The 16,333-nt window shown below is 41.7% G+C and carries 16 protein-coding genes; 15 read left to right on the top strand and 1 reads right to left on the bottom strand.

Features of this window, described 5'->3' with window-relative positions:
- The first annotated feature begins 142 nt into the window (after window positions 1-142).
- The 12 genes from NXH67_RS08245 to NXH67_RS08190 all read left to right on the top strand — a co-directional run bounded on the left by NXH67_RS08245 (window position 143) and on the right by NXH67_RS08190 (window position 13,946).
- Entirely contained in the window at window positions 143-490 is a 348-nt protein-coding gene (locus NXH67_RS08245) for a hypothetical protein (RefSeq protein ID WP_272797063.1), read from the top strand.
- A gap of 183 nt (window positions 491-673) precedes the next feature.
- Complete coding sequence (locus NXH67_RS08240; protein ID WP_272797062.1) at window positions 674-1,648, top strand: polymorphic toxin type 44 domain-containing protein; 975 nt, start codon at window positions 674-676, stop codon at window positions 1,646-1,648.
- Window positions 1,645-2,166 (top strand): hypothetical protein, encoded by a 522-nt coding sequence (locus NXH67_RS08235; protein WP_022778785.1) that lies wholly within the window; start codon window positions 1,645-1,647, stop codon window positions 2,164-2,166. The genes NXH67_RS08240 and NXH67_RS08235 overlap by 4 nt, the downstream gene beginning before the upstream one ends.
- Window positions 2,167-2,319: 153 nt before the next feature.
- Complete coding sequence (locus NXH67_RS08230; RefSeq protein WP_272797061.1) at window positions 2,320-4,719, top strand: endonuclease MutS2; 2,400 nt, start codon at window positions 2,320-2,322, stop codon at window positions 4,717-4,719.
- Window positions 4,720-4,752: 33 nt separating this feature from the next.
- On the top strand, window positions 4,753-5,454 hold the full coding sequence (locus NXH67_RS08225) for a response regulator transcription factor (RefSeq protein ID WP_022778787.1): 702 nt from the start codon (window positions 4,753-4,755) through the stop codon (window positions 5,452-5,454).
- A 12-nt stretch (window positions 5,455-5,466) separates the two neighbouring features.
- Entirely contained in the window at window positions 5,467-6,900 is a 1,434-nt protein-coding gene (locus tag NXH67_RS08220; protein ID WP_022778788.1) for a sensor histidine kinase, read from the top strand.
- A 6-nt stretch (window positions 6,901-6,906) separates the two neighbouring features.
- Window positions 6,907-7,404 carry a tRNA (cytidine(34)-2'-O)-methyltransferase gene (locus tag NXH67_RS08215; RefSeq protein ID WP_272797060.1) on the top strand — a complete coding sequence of 166 codons (498 nt, stop codon included), beginning with the start codon at window positions 6,907-6,909 and terminating at the stop codon, window positions 7,402-7,404.
- On the top strand, window positions 7,401-9,146 hold the full coding sequence (gene rlmD / locus NXH67_RS08210) for a 23S rRNA (uracil(1939)-C(5))-methyltransferase RlmD (RefSeq protein WP_272797059.1): 1,746 nt from the start codon (window positions 7,401-7,403) through the stop codon (window positions 9,144-9,146). Before NXH67_RS08215 ends, rlmD begins: the two co-directional genes overlap by 4 nt.
- A gap of 36 nt (window positions 9,147-9,182) precedes the next feature.
- Window positions 9,183-9,869, top strand: coding sequence for a response regulator transcription factor (locus tag NXH67_RS08205; protein ID WP_272797058.1), 687 nt, complete (start codon window positions 9,183-9,185; stop codon window positions 9,867-9,869).
- On the top strand, window positions 9,866-10,885 hold the full coding sequence (locus NXH67_RS08200) for a sensor histidine kinase (RefSeq protein WP_272797057.1): 1,020 nt from the start codon (window positions 9,866-9,868) through the stop codon (window positions 10,883-10,885). Before NXH67_RS08205 ends, NXH67_RS08200 begins: the two co-directional genes overlap by 4 nt.
- 71 nt (window positions 10,886-10,956) lie before the next feature.
- Entirely contained in the window at window positions 10,957-11,640 is a 684-nt protein-coding gene (locus NXH67_RS08195; RefSeq protein WP_272797056.1) for an ABC transporter ATP-binding protein, read from the top strand.
- Window positions 11,637-13,946, top strand: a complete 2,310-nt coding sequence (locus NXH67_RS08190; protein WP_272797055.1) for an ABC transporter permease — start codon at window positions 11,637-11,639, stop codon at window positions 13,944-13,946. Before NXH67_RS08195 ends, NXH67_RS08190 begins: the two co-directional genes overlap by 4 nt.
- 108 nt (window positions 13,947-14,054) lie before the next feature.
- On the opposite strand, the gene NXH67_RS08185 is transcribed toward NXH67_RS08190, so the two are convergent.
- Entirely contained in the window at window positions 14,055-14,867 is an 813-nt protein-coding gene (locus NXH67_RS08185; RefSeq protein ID WP_272797054.1) for a helix-turn-helix domain-containing protein, read from the bottom strand.
- A gap of 206 nt (window positions 14,868-15,073) precedes the next feature.
- On the opposite strand from NXH67_RS08185, the gene NXH67_RS08180 reads away from it, so the two are divergent.
- The 3 genes from NXH67_RS08180 (at window position 15,074) to NXH67_RS08170 (ending at window position 16,231) form a co-directional block, all read left to right on the top strand.
- Window positions 15,074-15,424 carry a plasmid mobilization protein gene (locus NXH67_RS08180; protein ID WP_026528705.1) on the top strand — a complete coding sequence of 117 codons (351 nt, stop codon included), beginning with the start codon at window positions 15,074-15,076 and terminating at the stop codon, window positions 15,422-15,424.
- A 164-nt stretch (window positions 15,425-15,588) separates the two neighbouring features.
- Window positions 15,589-15,783: a hypothetical protein gene (locus tag NXH67_RS08175; protein ID WP_044931394.1), complete on the top strand. Its 195-nt coding sequence runs from the start codon at window positions 15,589-15,591 to the stop codon at window positions 15,781-15,783.
- Between the two features lie 64 nt (window positions 15,784-15,847).
- Window positions 15,848-16,231 (top strand): helix-turn-helix domain-containing protein, encoded by a 384-nt coding sequence (locus NXH67_RS08170; protein ID WP_272797053.1) that lies wholly within the window; start codon window positions 15,848-15,850, stop codon window positions 16,229-16,231.
- Window positions 16,232-16,333: the final 102 nt, after the last annotated feature.

Here is a 16,333-nt window from a genome sequence, read left to right as displayed (position 1 = left end):
ATTCCCAAAGGTAACCCAATGGGATAGAGGCATAGTGGACATGCCCTGTTCTTTGGGATGCACTAAGCATCCCAAAGGTTCATGCCGTTCTGCGGCATAACAGAAACCTCTTCCGACGCAGTGTCGGTGGAGGTAGTTCATAATGCTAATCGTTAGAAAATTTGAAAGGATAGTATTATCTTGTGGAAGAAAGGAAAAAACAAGAATGAAAAAAGCATTAATGATAGTTTTAGACGTTGTTTTATGGATATGTGTATCAATACCGGTTATACGGCTCTTAATTAAATGTGCTGGCACCGCAGTTAATGGCGCTTGGGTAGGAATTGGAGATCCGGAGCAGGTGTTTGGAGTAAGTGCCTTCTTCGCAACCTTTTTTGAGACCTTGATTTTCGGACTTTTCTGGGTGTTTTTATGGGGGACAGTATTGGCAGCGGCAATTGGGGTTACAATTCTATCTATTCATTTTATGAAAAAGTGGAAGACTAATTGAAGATCGGAGATGCTCGCCATGAGCATCTCTTTTTAATGCCATACGGATGAGGCAAGAATATCTGGATAGACTAAATGTGTTATTCGTCCGATTTGAAGTGTTATTCGTCAGAAAACCAACAAAAAAAACTCATGTCCATTATAATACAAGTTAAAATGCTGCCGAAGGAGAAAAGTATAAATAGTGGGAAACGGTTTTAGGATGTCTCCAGAAAAAATGAAAGAGCCAATCAGCAGATTTAAAAATGCGTCAGAAGAGTTACGAGTAGATGGAAACGAGCTTTTGAATATCGCAAATTCTTTGGATGCAAGTTATGTTATGATGGTTCCTATGCTAGAGAGTTTATCTAAAAGAACATTTGAAAGTTCTGATAAAATGAGGAAACTGGGGGATGGATTAGAAATTATAACAAAGTGTTATGTAGATGCAGAGGAGAGTATTAAGAGTTATCAGAAAAATCAAAGTACACTTAGTTTGGCTATTAATGCAAATGGGGTTAGCGATAATAATGCGGACGAAGCATTAAAGACTGTTTTTGATTTATTGACATTGATAGGTGCTCCTACAATCAATTGGTGGCCGTGGGTCCGGTATTACCGTGAAGTAAAAGAACAAAAAGGTGAGAAATTGGAACAATTACAGGAGCATTTAAATGATGAACCGCCTCGAGACTGGTCTGAAATAGATTACACGGAAGAAATCGATGAATGGATAAAAGAAAAGGAAAAAGAATTTGATGAGTTATATGAAGCGGCAATGAATTCTGGAAATGGAATAGATCCAAAAGCATTAGCAGATCTTTACTTGAAGTTTTATATAGCAGTAAGAACTGATGGTCCTATGGATATTAAAAAGGCAAACAAATGGGAAGATGCATTTGGATTTCCGAGTCCTAGCAACAGTGATTATCCATATTTTTTATATCATGGTCAAGTGATGGATCCAGGGACATTAGGGAATGTTATTTATGCATATGTTGGGGCGAAATACTTCCCAGAGATGTTATTATACTTGGGTGGTGCAGCGGTGCAAACGAAACGAAGATTTCTGCCAGATATAACGTACACTCCTTTTTTACCACATTTTGGGGATATGCCTGAGGATGCTGAAGCTATTAGACTAGGAATTAAGTGGAGAGAGGAGGGGCTACCTGATTGAAAAAAAGAGTACATAAACTAATTGCTTTTTGGGGCATAGTATTTTTAGCAATACAGATAGCACTTTATTTGTTTGTAATTTCAGATGCAATTAAGGCAGCTAACGTAAAAAAATATGTGCTAGGTAATCGTGATGAACTTACCGTGTTTGCCAAAGCGCTATATGATAATCAGGATAATGAATTAGAAATCTACTATTCTTCGGATGAAATACCGGAATCAGTCAGAAAAACCATAGATCCGTTTGATGATTTAAAGGTTCGGTCTGTTGACGTGATGAAAGGGGCTGAAAATACGGAGGATAGAGTGGTTTTTTACTTGGGTTACCAGCCAATAGATCATGATTACTATTACTGTGGAATGTATTTTTCTCCTACAGACACATTATCGGATATATACGGACGTGCTAAGGGTGGCGATTATTATGAGTATGATGGTGCCTCTTCCCAAGAGAAATATAGGTATAAGGCAAAGAAAATATGCGATTCTTGGTACTATTTTGAAGAGGCTGTCTGGTAAATTTGATATTAAGATTTCAGGAGATGCTCGCCATGAGCATCTCTTTTTTTATGGGGCAAAGCCCATGAATGCTAGCAAAAACCCGATTAAGATGTTACACTGTAATTTGGATGATTATGTATTGCACCAAAAACTATGACAGAAGGATATTAGATGAATTCGAAAGCATTACACGTACTTGAGTACGACAAGATAATAGAAAGACTGACGGATCACGCCAGCTCTGACCCGGGAAGGAAGATGTGCCGGGAGCTGGTGCCGTCTTCCGATATTAAGGAAATAAGAAATAACCTGACTAAGACTAATGATGCCATTGCAAGGATATTCAAGAAGGGTTCCACTTCCTTTGGAGACAATAGAGATTTTACAGGAACTCTGAAGGCTCTGAAGATAGGAGCAGCCCTGGATATGGGTTCACTTCTTCGCCTTGCCTCTTTCCTTGACAATGTTAACAGAGTTAAGAGCTATGGCCGTCCCGCAAGAGAGGATGAGAACACCGACTCTTTATCGGAGATGTTCAGTATGCTGGAGCCTCTGACCTTCGTGGCAGCAGAGATTAGAAGATGCATTGTGTCAGAAGATGAGATCGCTTCTGATGCAAGTCCTGCGTTGAAGCACATCAGACGTGGCATCATGTTAACCAACGACCGTATCCACGAGCAGCTTAACAAGATGATCAATGGTTCCATGAGGACCTATCTTCAGGACAGCGTTGTTACCATGAGAGGTGACAGATACTGTATTCCTGTTCGTTCGGAGTATAAGGGACAGGTAAGCGGAATTGTTCACGACCAGTCCTCCTCGGGTTCCACTCTTTTTATCGAGCCCCAGGCAATAGTTGAACTGAACAATAAGCTTAGAGAGATGGCGTTGCAGGAGCAGGCTGAGATTGAGAAGATCCTGGCGGAGCTGAGCCTTCGTGTTGCGGAGCATGTGGACGACATCAAGTTTGATTCTGATATAATGACGGACCTTGACTTTGTTTTTGCCAAGGCTTCCTATGCCCTTGAGATAAACGGCATGGTTCCTGTATTTAACGAGCACCACGCCATCGACATCAAGAAGGGAAGACATCCTCTTATCGACAAAAAGAAGGTGGTTCCCATCGATGTATATCTGGGCAGAGATTTCGATATGCTTATTATCACGGGACCAAATACCGGTGGTAAAACAGTTACCTTGAAGACAGTAGGTCTTTTGACACTGATGGGACAAGCAGGCCTTGCGATACCTGCAGGTGATCACTCAGAGCTGTCTGTGTTTGATGAGGTTTATGCAGATATCGGTGATGAGCAGAGTATTGAGCAGTCTCTTTCAACCTTCTCATCACATATGACCAATACGGTATCCATTCTTGAGCACGCCGACGAGAATTCGCTGTGTCTTTTCGATGAGCTGGGTGCGGGAACGGATCCCACAGAGGGAGCGGCGCTTGCCATATCTATTCTGAATGACCTGCATTCAAGGAAGATCAGAACTATGGCAACCACCCACTACAGCGAGCTAAAGGTCTATGCCCTTAATACACCGGGTATACAGAATGCCAGCTGCGAGTTCGATGTGGAGTCCCTTCGCCCCACCTACAAGCTTCTTATCGGAATCCCCGGAAAGAGTAACGCTTTTGCAATTTCCCAGAAGCTGGGCCTTCCCGAGAGGATCATTGAGGCGGCCAAGGGGCAGATCAGTACCGAGGACAAAAAGTTTGAGGATCTGCTGGCAGACCTTGAGAGAAGCCGCAAGATCATCGAGAATGAGAGACTTGAGATCGAGCAGTACAAGAAGGAGACCCAGGAGCTTCACAAGCGCCTTGAGGAAAAGACAGACAAGCTGGACAGGCAGCGTGAGGATATCATCAGAGAGGCCAATGAGCAGGCAAGAGAGATCCTGCAGGAGGCCAAGGACATGGCGGATGATACCATCAGGACCTTCAGAAAGGCAGGCCCCGGAGCGTCAATTGCTGATCTTGAGAGAGCAAGAACCAGCGTAGGACAGAAGATCTCCGACAAGAACAAGGCTATTTCCAATTCTTCCAAGAACGAGAAGGCCAAGGAGACTCATCCGATCCTTAAGGAATCTCAGCTTAAGCTGGGCGAGTCCGTCAAGATCGTGTCCATGGGACTTAAGGGAACCATCAGCTCCAAGCCCGACAAGGACGGCAACCTTTATGTTCAGTGCGGTATCATGAGGACCAAGGCCAATATTCGCGATCTGGTGCTGGTGTCCGACGATGATGCGAAGACTGCTATGAAGAAGTTCTATGGTAGGAACACAAGCGGCGGCAAGATGGATCTGTCCAAGGCTGCCAATATCAGAACAGAGATCAATCTTATCGGCAAGAACTGCGACGATGCCATCGCCGCTCTGGATAAATACCTGGACGACGCCTATATGACTCATCTTAATAACGTCAGAGTCGTACACGGCAAGGGTTCGGGAGCTCTCAGGAATGCAGTTCACAACTATCTTAAGGGCGTGCCCTACGTCAAGTCCTACAAGCTGGGCGAATACGGCGAAGGCGATGCGGGTGTTACAATAGTTAATTTTATTAAATGATTTTCATAATATGAGGGGAATGGGAAGGTAAAAATGGTAAACAAACAGAAAATCTTAATCGTCGATGACGACAACAATATCGCAGAGCTGGTTTCACTCTACCTTATCAAGGAGTGCTTCGAGACCAGGATCTGTAACGATGGCGAATCGGCAATTAACACCTATGACACTTTTAATCCGGATCTTATCCTTCTGGATCTGATGCTGCCGGGAATCGACGGCTATCAGGTCTGCAGGGAGATAAGGACCAGGTCTCAGGTGCCGATCATCATGCTCTCCGCCAAGGGAGAGGTTTTTGATAAGGTTCTTGGTCTTGAGATGGGGGCAGATGATTACATGGAGAAGCCCTTTGATTCCAAGGAGCTGGTGGCAAGGGTAAAGGCTGTTCTTCGCCGCACCAAAGCACCGGTTCAGGAGCCGGAGAAGCCTAATGACAAGGTGGTAAGATATCCGGATCTTGAGATCAATATGACCAACTACTCCGTAACCTATCAGGGAGAGAGAGTTGATATGCCGCCGAAGGAGTTAGAGCTGTTGTACTTCCTTGCGGCTTCGCCAAATCACGTTTTTACCAGAGAGCAGCTTCTTGACCAGATCTGGGGCTATGAGTACATCGGAGATACCAGAACCGTTGACGTACATATCAAGCGTCTTCGTGAGAAACTTAGCGATCACGACAGCTGGCGCCTTGCTACAATCTGGGGAATCGGCTACAAATTTGAGGTACAACAGTAAGGATTTTTACTTATGAAGAGAACTCTTTATTTAAAATTTCTGCTGGCATACCTGCTGTTTGGAATCTTTGGATTTATCGTGGTGGCAACCTTTGTGTACAGCATGACCTATGAGAGGATAAGGCGTGACAGGGCGGATACCATGTATCAGATCGCAACCCAGATTGCCAATACCTATGCGGCAGACCTGTATAACAGTGAGACTTCGCTGGAGGCTGTGCATACCCAGATGGTGGCTCTGTCCAAGTACATGCAGGGAGCGTCCATCTGGATCATCAACCCTTCGGGACGACTGGTTCTTGATTCCTCAAGAGTCTTGGGCCCCGGAGATGAGATCGTGGTAAACGGCTTTGATCCAACGGTTACCGGCGGGTATTATTACACCACAGGTAATTTCTTCGGAACCTTTGATGAGGATATGCTCAGCGTTTTTGCCCCGATTACAGCGGGGTACAAGGTTCAGGCCTATGTTATTGTTCATGAGCCTGTTATCGATATTCAGGAGCAGGCCAATGATTATCTGAATATTTCATATCTGATGCTGATAGTGCTCTTTTTGCTGTCCATGATAATCCTGATCTTCTTCACGGAGCTGGTGTATATGCCACTTCGTAAGATCACCAAGGCCACAGAGCAGTATGCCGCCGGCAATATGGCCTATGAGTTTACGGTGGAGTCGGAGGATGAGATGGGATATCTTGCAGCGACTCTGTCCTACATGGCAGGAGAGATTGCCCGTCAGGAGGATGATCAGAAGAAGTTCATCGCCAATGTATCCCACGATTTCAGGTCTCCCCTTACTTCCATCAAGGGGTATCTGGTGGCGATGCAGGATGGAACCATTCCTGAGGAGATGCACGACAGATATCTTGGGATAGTCATCAACGAGACCGACAGACTTACCAAGCTTACCAACGAGCTGCTGACACTGAACAACCTTAACACCAGGGGAATGCTGCTTGATAAAACAGATTTTGACATCAACCAGGTAATCCGAAACGTTGCTGCTTCCTTCGAGGGAACCTGCAGGGAAAAGAGGATTGCCATAGAACTGGTGCTCACCGACGAAAAAATGCTGGTGAACGCTGACATCAGCAAGATCCAGCAGGTGCTGTACAATCTTGTGGACAACGCCATCAAGTTCAGTCACCATGATTCCTCCATCAAGATAGAGACCACGGAGAAGCACAGCAAGGTCTTTGTATCCGTCAAGGACAGCGGAATCGGAATCCCCAAGGATGATCAGAAGATGATCTTCGAGAGATTCTACAAGTCCGACCTGTCGCGAGGCAAGGACAAGAAGGGAACAGGCCTTGGCCTTTCCATTGTAAAAGAGATTATTAAAGCCCATGAGGAAAACATCAACGTCATCAGTACGGAGGGCGTTGGCACGGAGTTTATTTTTTCCCTGCCTAAGGCTAAGGTCATGGACGAAGAAGAGGTTTAATATTTTATGCATATAGTTTTACATCAGCCGGAGATTCCAGCAAATACGGGAAATATCGGAAGAACCTGCGTTGCAACGAACACAAGTCTTCATCTTATCGAGCCCCTGGGCTTTCGTCTCGGGGAAAAAGAACTAAAGAGAGCCGGAATGGACTACTGGGACAAGCTCGATGTGACAAGGTACATGGACTACAACGAGTTCTGTGACAAGCACCCCGGCGCCAGGATCTGGTATGCCACCACCAAGGCGAAGAAGTCCTATGTGGAGGCGGATTTCGGTCCCGATGATTTCATCATGTTCGGAAAAGAGAGCGCCGGAATCCCGGAGGAAATTCTGGTGGACAATGAGGAGACCTGTATCAGGATTCCCATGGGAGAGGAGATCAGGTCGCTGAATCTGTCTAACTCTGTGGCAATTGTGCTGTATGAGGCACTTCGCCAGAACAACTTCGCAGGTCTGGAGAAGGAAGGGGAATTGCACAGGCTGCATTGGAGGAAGTCATGAAAGTAGAAAAGAATGCCCCATACAACAAGGGCGATGTTCTGACACTTACAATTGAAGATATAGGAATTGACGGGGAGGGTATTGGCAAGATAGACGGCTATACCCTTTTTGTAAAGGATGCGGTAATAGGAGATACAGTTAAGGCCTCCATTATGAAGGCCAAGAAAAACTATGCCTACGCCCATCTTGATGAGGTGATAAGGCCTTCCGAATACCGCGTGGAGCCAAAGTGCCCCATTGCCCGTCAGTGCGGCGGCTGCCAGACCCAGAGTATGTCCTACGAAAGAGAGCTTGAGTTCAAGCAGAACAAGGTTCGCAGCAACATCGTGCGTCTTGGCGGTTTTGATGAAGCTTTTGTTGATTCTGTTATGGAGCCGATCATCGGAATGGAGGAGCCCTGGAGATACAGAAACAAAGCCCAGTTCCCCATTGGCAAGGATAAGAATGGCAAAAACATTGCAGGCTTTTACGCAGGGAGAACCCACAGCATTATTCCTGTCAGTGATTGCCTTATCGGAACAGAAGAGAACAAAGAGATACTGGACATCATCACAGGCCACATGGAAAAGAATAATATCCGGCCCTATGATGAGAAGACCGGCAAGGGCCTTGTTCGTCATGTACTGATAAGGAAGGGCTTCAAGAGTGGTCAGATCATGGTGTGCCTTGTGATCAATTACAAGGGCACTGATAGTCATGGAAAGACTTCGAAGAATAATGCCGGTGAAGCAGAGTATATTAAGAATCAGAAACAGCTTACGGAGAGACTTTCTGCCGTCGCCGGGATGACAAGCATCTCTGTCAGTATAAACACTGAGAATACCAACGTTATCATGGGCTACGAGATCCATACCATCTGGGGAACGGACACAATCCGTGACACGCTCTGCGGCCTTGAATTCGAGATCTCGCCCCTTTCATTTTTCCAGGTCAATCCTGTTCAATGTGAGAAACTCTACGGACAGGCCATCGAATATGCCGGACTTACAGGAAAAGAGACAGTCTGGGACCTGTACTGCGGCATAGGAACCATCACCCTGTCTATGGCAAAGGCAGCAGGACATGTCTACGGCGTTGAGATAATTGACGCAGCCATCGAGGATGCCAAGAAGAATGCGGTTCGTAACGGCCTTGATAATGCGGACTTTTTCTGTGGTAAGGCTGAGGAGGTACTTCCTAAGTTCTATGAAAAGCAGATGAAGGAAAACAAAGATGCTGCCAGCCTACATCCTGATGTCATTGTTGTTGACCCTCCTCGCAAAGGATGCGACGAGAAGTGCCTTGAGACCATGCTTAAGATGAAGCCTGAGAGAATTGTTTATGTCAGCTGCGATAGTGCAACCCTCGCCCGTGACCTGAGAATACTGGTGGATGGCGGATACGAAATTAAAAAGATTCGTCCTTGTGACATGTTTAGTCATACTGTGCATGTGGAGACGGTATGTTTATTGTCCAAACTTCATGAAGCAAAACATCATATCAACGTAAAGGTGGATATGGATGAGCTTGATCTTACAAGTGCGGAAGCTAAGGCAACATACAAAGAGATAGAGGAATGGGTGCAGGAGAACTATGGATTTCATGTGACAAATCTGAACATTGCTCAGGTAAAGCAGAAGCATGGGATTATTGAGCGTGAAAATTACAATAAGCCAAAATCTGAGAATAGCAGACAGCCTGGATGTCCGGAGGAAAAGGTAAGAGCGATTGAAGAAGCACTGAGAAATTTTAAAATGATATGATAAGACTTTTGTTAGACTTTGACTTATGGGGGACATATGAAGAGTATTCTACTTTTAGAAGATGATTTAGGCCTTTCTGAAGGACTGACTTTTGCGTTAAAAAAGCAAGGGTATGAAATAGATGGAAAAAGAACTATTGCTGAAGCTAAAAAAGCATGGAATGAAAAAAAATATGATTTGCTAATTCTTGATGTGTCTCTACCGGATGGAAACGGATTTGATTTCTGTAAATTAGTTCGTCAAAACTCCGAAGTTCCAATCATTTTTCTGACTGCATCTGACGAAGAAACAAATGTTATTATGGGATTGGACATTGGCGGAGATGATTATGTGACAAAACCATTCAAGCTTGGAATATTACTTAGCCGTGTCAGTGCCTTACTACGCAGAACAAAAATAGGCTCAGATGATAAAACTATTCTTGAATCAAATGGAATTAAAGTCGATTATTTGCAAGGGATAGCATTCTGTGAAGGTAAATCCATAGATCTGACCAGTGTAGAGTTTAAGCTTCTTTGTTTCTTTATGCAAAATCCCAATATTGTTTTGTCAAAAGAAAAACTTTATGAGCGACTGTGGGATCGAGAGGGGAATTTTGTTGAAGATAATACACTTAGTGTATATATAAGAAGACTTCGAATGAAGATTGAGAAGGAGCCAGATTGTCCTGAAAAAATCATAACAGTCAGAGGTATGGGATATAAATGGAGGGTAATGCTATGAGGCTGTTTGCAAATAGGCATATTCGAAAGTTATTACTGGCAGTTATAGGCATTCTTTTTTTCTATGCATTTGCAATTCAATGTCTTAACCGTCAGTTTTCTTTTTCTCTTTTGCTTTTGTCGTTTGCGGTATCAATGACTATTCTGGTATTCTTCATCGACTACTTTAAAAAGCAGGATACTTTACTTGAAAATGCAGTTGATCAAATAAATCTATTTTTGTCTGGACAGAAGGATGAACGTATTGAATGTAATGAAGAAGGTGAGCTTTTCTATTTATTTCAGACGATCAATAATCTTTCGTCTGTTTCGGCTGCACAGACAGAAAGAGAAAAGCAGACAAATGAATTTCTGAAAACGGCTATATCTGATATTTCACACCAGTTAAAAACTCCATTGTCAGCGCTTGGAGTTTACAATGAATTGATATCTGATGCAGAAAGTATGGATGATGTCAGACACTTTTCCGAGGCTTCTGGTGCTGAACTTACAAGGATAGATGTGTTGGTAAAAAATCTTTTAAAAATATATCGCATGGATGCGGGCGCGATAACATTTGAAAAGCATTCTGAAAGTATAGCGGAAATCATGGATGATTTGAAACAGCGCTTTTCCTATCGTGCTGAGATTGAAAATAAGAAACTCGTTTTCGAGGGAGAGGATATTATTTTTAACTGCGATTATGAATGGATTTCTGAAGCTTTTGGAAACATTGTTAAAAATGCCATAGACCACACATCCGATGGAGGGATAATTTCTGTAAAATGGGTTAAAAAGGGCAATATTTTAAATGTAATGTTCAGAGATAATGGAAGTGGGATCCATCCGGAAGATTTGAATCATATTTTTAAACGTTTTTATCGTAGTCGGTTTTCTCAGGACACGCATGGGATTGGTCTAGGACTTCCTTTGGCAAAGACAATTATCGAGACGCATGGTGGAATAATAGAAGTAGATAGTGAGCTTGGAAAAGGAACAACTTTTTCTGTTAATTTTCTAATTCCTACTAAATTGTAAGGTTGTATTAGTGTCAGTGTAGGAATCCACGACTACAATAGAGCCAATATATGACAAGGAGGCAGTTATAAATGGATCTATTGGAGGTAAAAGAGCTTTCCAAACAATATGGAAGCGGAGATACAGCAGTACAAGCTTTGAAAAATGTTAGTTTTACTGTGCCTAAAGGAGAATTTGTTGCAATTGTTGGGGAATCCGGCTCTGGAAAAAGCACGTTGTTAAATTTGATTGGTGGATTAGATACACCAAATAATGGGAAAATATATATTGACGGAAATGATATTTTTTCAATGAATGACAATGCCATGACTGTTTTTAGGCGAAGAAATATCGGCTTTATTTTTCAGGCTTTTAATCTGCTCCCGGAGTTGTCTGTAGAGCAGAATATCATGTTCCCTGTATTATTGGATTATCAAAAGCCCGATAAAGTATATTTGGAGGAATTGCTTGATATACTGAATTTAAAGGAACGAAGGAATCACCTTCCGGGACAGCTTTCGGGTGGACAGCAGCAACGTGTAGCGATAGGCAGAGCTCTTTTTACTAGACCGAGTCTGATTCTGGCAGATGAACCAACCGGTAATCTTGATTCTGCAAATAGTCGGGAAGTAATTGCCTTGTTAAAAGAAGCATCTACAAAATATGAACAGACTATTATCATGATTACGCATAATATGAATATTTCACGTTCTGCTGACCGTATTCTCAATGTAAGTGATGGAGTAGTTACTGATCTGGGGAGGTGTCGTGAATGAGGAGTTATCTGGAATTGGCGAAGCTGCATTCACGTCACAACAGACGCCAGAGTTACATGACGATAGCATGTATCTTCCTGGCAGTTTTTCTGGTGACTTCGGTTTTTAGCATGGTTGATTTTGAGTATATGCACATGAGTGAAAACATGATCAGAAGTCATGGAAACTGGCATATTTTACTCAAGAATATTTCAGCAAACGAAATGAATGAAGTGCTTAAAGAAGCTGATATTGAGGAAAGCTGTTGCTACGATACACTTAATTATAATCTTGATGAGGATTATCTTTTAGATGGGCATATGCTTTGTATTGTCGGAACGGAACCGACATTTATGGAAATGGTTCCCGGATCTCTTTTGGAAGGTCATTTCCCAGAAGATGATTCAGAGGTTCTGCTCAGTTTGAATGCAAAAGATGTATTTGGATACTCTATTGGAGACAAGGTGGTCTTTGATGCACCGGATGGAGAACATACATATACGATTTGCGGATTTATAATCGATACTTCAATAAGCCTAAGTCAAGATGCGATTCTCAGCATACTGAACTATGAAACATTTGATAAGATCACTGTAAATGGTATTGATAATGAGCCTGTGTATTATATCAGGTTTAAGAAGAGCTTTCACATAAAAGATGATATTGCCCGGCTTAAGAAAGCGTATGGTCTGACGGATGAAAACATTAGCGAGAATACTGCAATTCTGGGACTTATGGGAATTAGTACAAATAGCTATATTGTTGGACTGTATGGAATTGCAGGGATCTTAGTTGTTCTGGTTATATTGGCGGGAATTTTTATGATATCGGGCAGTATGAATGCGAATATTTCAGAGCGAACACAATATTTTGGAATGCTAAGATGTATAGGAACAAGTAAAAGTCAAGTGCGTCATATTGTGAGATGTGAGGCGTTAAAATGGCTAAAACTTGCTATTCCTACTGGGATATGTGCTTCTATGCTGGCATGTTGGGGAATATGTGCAGTACTTGCGTATGGTATAGGTGGCGAGTGGGAGAATATGCCTGTAGGTAAAATTAGTTTTACGGGTATCGCTTTGGGAATTATGGTTGGAATAATTACTGTTCTTATTTCAGCTGAAGCCCCCGCCAGAAAGGCATCTAAGGTATCGCCTATTAAAGCAGTTGCAGGTGAACAGACTGTGGTTTTTAATAACTCAGCGAAGATAGTTACTGATGTAGAGACCTCTCTTGGAGTTTATCACGCTGTGAAAAAGAAAAAGAACGTAATACTGATTTCCGGATCTTTTGCTCTTAGCATTATCCTGTTCCTTATGTGTTCTGTGATGATTGATTGGATAAATACTTCGCTTACAACAACAAAATCTTATACTCCACAGGTTAGTATCTATAGACGGGATTATGGAGCGGTGTTCAATCAGGAATTTGCACAAAAGATTCGGGAAATAACCGGAGTGAAAAATGTATATGGACGTATGCACGTATTGGCAGATGTTGAAACCAATACTGGTATAAGGCAGATTGATTTGATTTCATATGATGATCTTCAGCTTGAATGGGCAAAGGAGGATTTGATCCGGGGAGGAAATATTGAAAGTGTTAAAAATGAAATCGGCTCTGTTATTGTCGTATATGATCAAAACCACATTATAAATATTGGAGACTGTTATACATTAAATGGAAATGAATTACATGTAGCTGCAATGATATCTGATAACCCGTTTTCAACGACAGATAGTCTAACCGTAATATGTTCTGAGGAGACATTCACAGAGTATGTAGGTGAAACAGAGTATTCAGTAATTGATATTCAGTTAGAAAAAGATGCTGGAGATGATACAATTAATAGTATTCGCGCGATGATTGATGATGATCTTGTTCTAAGTGACAGAAGGGCAATCAATTTGGAAGCAAATAGTACATACTACGCTTTTTCTTTGCTTGTATATACATTTCTGGGAATCCTTGGTCTTATCGCAGCATTAAATATTATAAACAGTATTACCATGAGTGTTTCGGCCCGCAGTAGACAGTATGGGATGATGCGTGCAATAGGGTTAGATAATCACCAGCTAAAGAAAATGATACTTGCAGAGACAATGACGTTGGCTGTTGTTGGTTGTTTCGCCGGATGTGTCCCGGGAACTTTGCTCCATGCCTGGTTTTATAAAACTGCAATCTCAAGTTACTATGGTACTGAATGGCAGTTTCCAGTAATCGAGTTATGTATTATTGTGGCTCTTGTATTTGGATCCGCTATGGCGGCAGTATATTTTCCACTAAAGCGGTTTGAGAAAAAGACAATTACAGAACTTATAGGCTGAAAAGGGAAAGATGACCATGTACTACTCAATGTGAAATATACTGCGGAAGAGTAGAATAAACGCAAGGGTATGCCCGTGGTTGTCTGTGATGAGCAGACAGCTGCGGGATTATTTTTTCTTCTTGCCGCGGCCATTCCCTTTTACTGGTTTACAGAGGTCCGAGTATCTTTGAAGGATGTCTGTAAAGGTCTTAAACTCGTAGGGATCCATTTTTGTAAAATTGATTTTGAAGAGTTTGCTGTACATGACCATTTGAGCCTGTGTTGCATTGTCGGCAGTTTTTAGTTCTTCAAATGAGTCGAGTATATCATCAACAGGTGTTGTTGTATCACCAGTTTCAGGATCTTTGCTGTGTGCGTCTCTTATATCTTTAGCAATTTTTACTACATCATTTCCGAGGAGATTGTTAAAGTAATTGTCTTCGGAGATAGTAGCTGCCTGTAAAGTTTTCATGTAATGATCTTCATCAGAAATGCCTTTATTTTGAAGGCGGACTCTTGTCTGTTCAATCATTTTGTTAATGTTTCTAAATTGCATTCCGGCAAGATTATCAACATAAATTTCCATATCAGAAATAAAATTTATATAATCTGGATGCTTAATCATTTCACAAATTAGGCGGACATTAAGCTTTCCACTTTTCAATAGATTTATAGTTTCATCATCTAGCCCAAGTTCATCTACAGGGAATGGATGTTGCTCTCTGTTTTCTGTAAGCCCCAGAAGATAATCTGATGTTACTCCATAAAAATCTGCAAGTGTGATGATGGCCTTGTGAGAGATTTCTTTGTAATCATCTGTTTCATAATTTCCAAGAGATGCTCTGGATATCCCGGTCTGCTCTGACAATTCTTGCAGAGACAGGCCTTTTTCTATTCTCAAATCTTTTAGTTTTTCCTGAATTGATAATTTACACTTCAATGCTTTATTCCCCCAGTGCTTTTCCAAAAGTTCTTGTATATGTAAATCATAACAGAATGTAAGTTTGCTATAAATGATGAATTCCAATATCGTGGAAAATTTTGAGAAGTGCAGCTATTTCCTACCTCTTGGATATACGGAGTAGGGGTTCTAAATCTTGGATAATTAGTCCATGAACAACGATAACGAGAGGAGGTGAAAAGCAAATGTTGTTAAATCAGGGATACGTTCCATGTAACAAACAGATTCATATCAAGATTCCTGAAAATGAATTGCAGATGATTCATGACAGGATGGAGAAGATAGGAGTCAAAAACATGAGCGCCTATATTAGGAAGATGGCAATCGATGGATATTACATTCACATAGACTTCAGTGAGTTATTAGAAATCATCAAACTTCTAAAAATTGACAGCAACAATATCAACCAGATTGCAAAAGTTGCCAATTCATGTGGCACTGTAGATGGCAAAACAATTTCGGATATGAAGGAGAATCATGAACGAGTTTTGAAGAAGGTGGAAAAGACTTTTAACAAATATTTGGACATTTATTGACTTCGTTTTTAGCCTGCATTGCAGGCGTAGCTTGTCGATGAAAATCGGCAATCAGGGGGATTGGGGCACACTCCCCAACAGGCAAAATCGCATCAGGTGTACACCGATGCACTGCTTGCCAATTTGTGAAAGGCCAAAAATCTCATTTAAGGAAGGGGATAGCTGTGAAGAATAAAGTGATAGTAAAAGACAAAGATGAATGGAGTTCTCTTGCAAACTTTATCGGAAATATAATAGCAAAATACGCTGATGAAATTGATTTTGATTCATTACCAGATCCTGATGTCTATCTTCAAAAAAGATATATATATGAATCTTATAAGGCGTATATGAAGTTCCGTAATAAGAAAACGAAGTAGAACATTGAAGGATATCATGAGGTGTGGTAAAATGAATTCACTAATATGAATGTTATATAAGTGAATGGCAAGCGAGGTATCACTCATGATTATCAGTGAAAGAATTATAAAGGTTTTGAAAGAACGCAATATGACTCAGGCGGAGTTTGCAAAGCAGGTAGGTATTTCAACCAGTACCATAAGCGAATGGAAAAAGAGAAAGACCAATCCTACTGTAGAAAAGATAATGGACATCTGTAATGTTTTACAAATTACCCCGGAGCAACTTCTTACCGGTAAAGGAATTGAGGATGAAGAGGAAATTGCTGCAGCAAGTCCAGAAAGTAAATTCACTCCAGGCGATGTTCAGATGATTGAAGATTATCATAATCTTAAGGAAGAACAGCAGAAGAGGCTTATGGCTTATATGGAGGCCTTGAAGAAGATAGAAAGTCTTGAAGACATGTAGATATAGTTCTAAGTCTAATATGCGTTTACAAATTTGAACCGAGGCTTTGTGGTCTATTTTTTCGGCCACAAAAATATTTTTGTTTTTAACGCATAAATACAT

Origin of the sequence: Butyrivibrio sp. DSM 10294 (genome assembly GCF_028539135.1) — a bacterium.
In the GTDB taxonomy this organism is placed as follows: domain Bacteria; phylum Bacillota; class Clostridia; order Lachnospirales; family Lachnospiraceae; genus Butyrivibrio.
This window is presented reverse-complemented; position numbering and strand designations above follow the sequence as displayed.

Coding starts and splice junctions, on each gene's coding strand:
- NXH67_RS08220 (WP_022778788.1), top strand. CDS start 5,467: ATGAAGAGAACTCTTTATTTAAAATTTCTGCTGGCATACCTGCTGTTT.
- NXH67_RS08195 (WP_272797056.1), top strand. CDS start 10,957: ATGGATCTATTGGAGGTAAAAGAGCTTTCCAAACAATATGGAAGCGGA.
- NXH67_RS08205 (WP_272797058.1), top strand. CDS start 9,183: ATGAAGAGTATTCTACTTTTAGAAGATGATTTAGGCCTTTCTGAAGGA.
- NXH67_RS08190 (WP_272797055.1), top strand. CDS start 11,637: ATGAGGAGTTATCTGGAATTGGCGAAGCTGCATTCACGTCACAACAGA.
- NXH67_RS08215 (WP_272797060.1), top strand. CDS start 6,907: ATGCATATAGTTTTACATCAGCCGGAGATTCCAGCAAATACGGGAAAT.
- rlmD (WP_272797059.1), top strand. CDS start 7,401: ATGAAAGTAGAAAAGAATGCCCCATACAACAAGGGCGATGTTCTGACA.
- NXH67_RS08225 (WP_022778787.1), top strand. CDS start 4,753: ATGGTAAACAAACAGAAAATCTTAATCGTCGATGACGACAACAATATC.
- NXH67_RS08170 (WP_272797053.1), top strand. CDS start 15,848: ATGGCAAGCGAGGTATCACTCATGATTATCAGTGAAAGAATTATAAAG.
- NXH67_RS08230 (WP_272797061.1), top strand. CDS start 2,320: ATGAATTCGAAAGCATTACACGTACTTGAGTACGACAAGATAATAGAA.
- NXH67_RS08245 (WP_272797063.1), top strand. CDS start 143: ATGCTAATCGTTAGAAAATTTGAAAGGATAGTATTATCTTGTGGAAGA.
- NXH67_RS08180 (WP_026528705.1), top strand. CDS start 15,074: ATGTTGTTAAATCAGGGATACGTTCCATGTAACAAACAGATTCATATC.
- NXH67_RS08200 (WP_272797057.1), top strand. CDS start 9,866: ATGAGGCTGTTTGCAAATAGGCATATTCGAAAGTTATTACTGGCAGTT.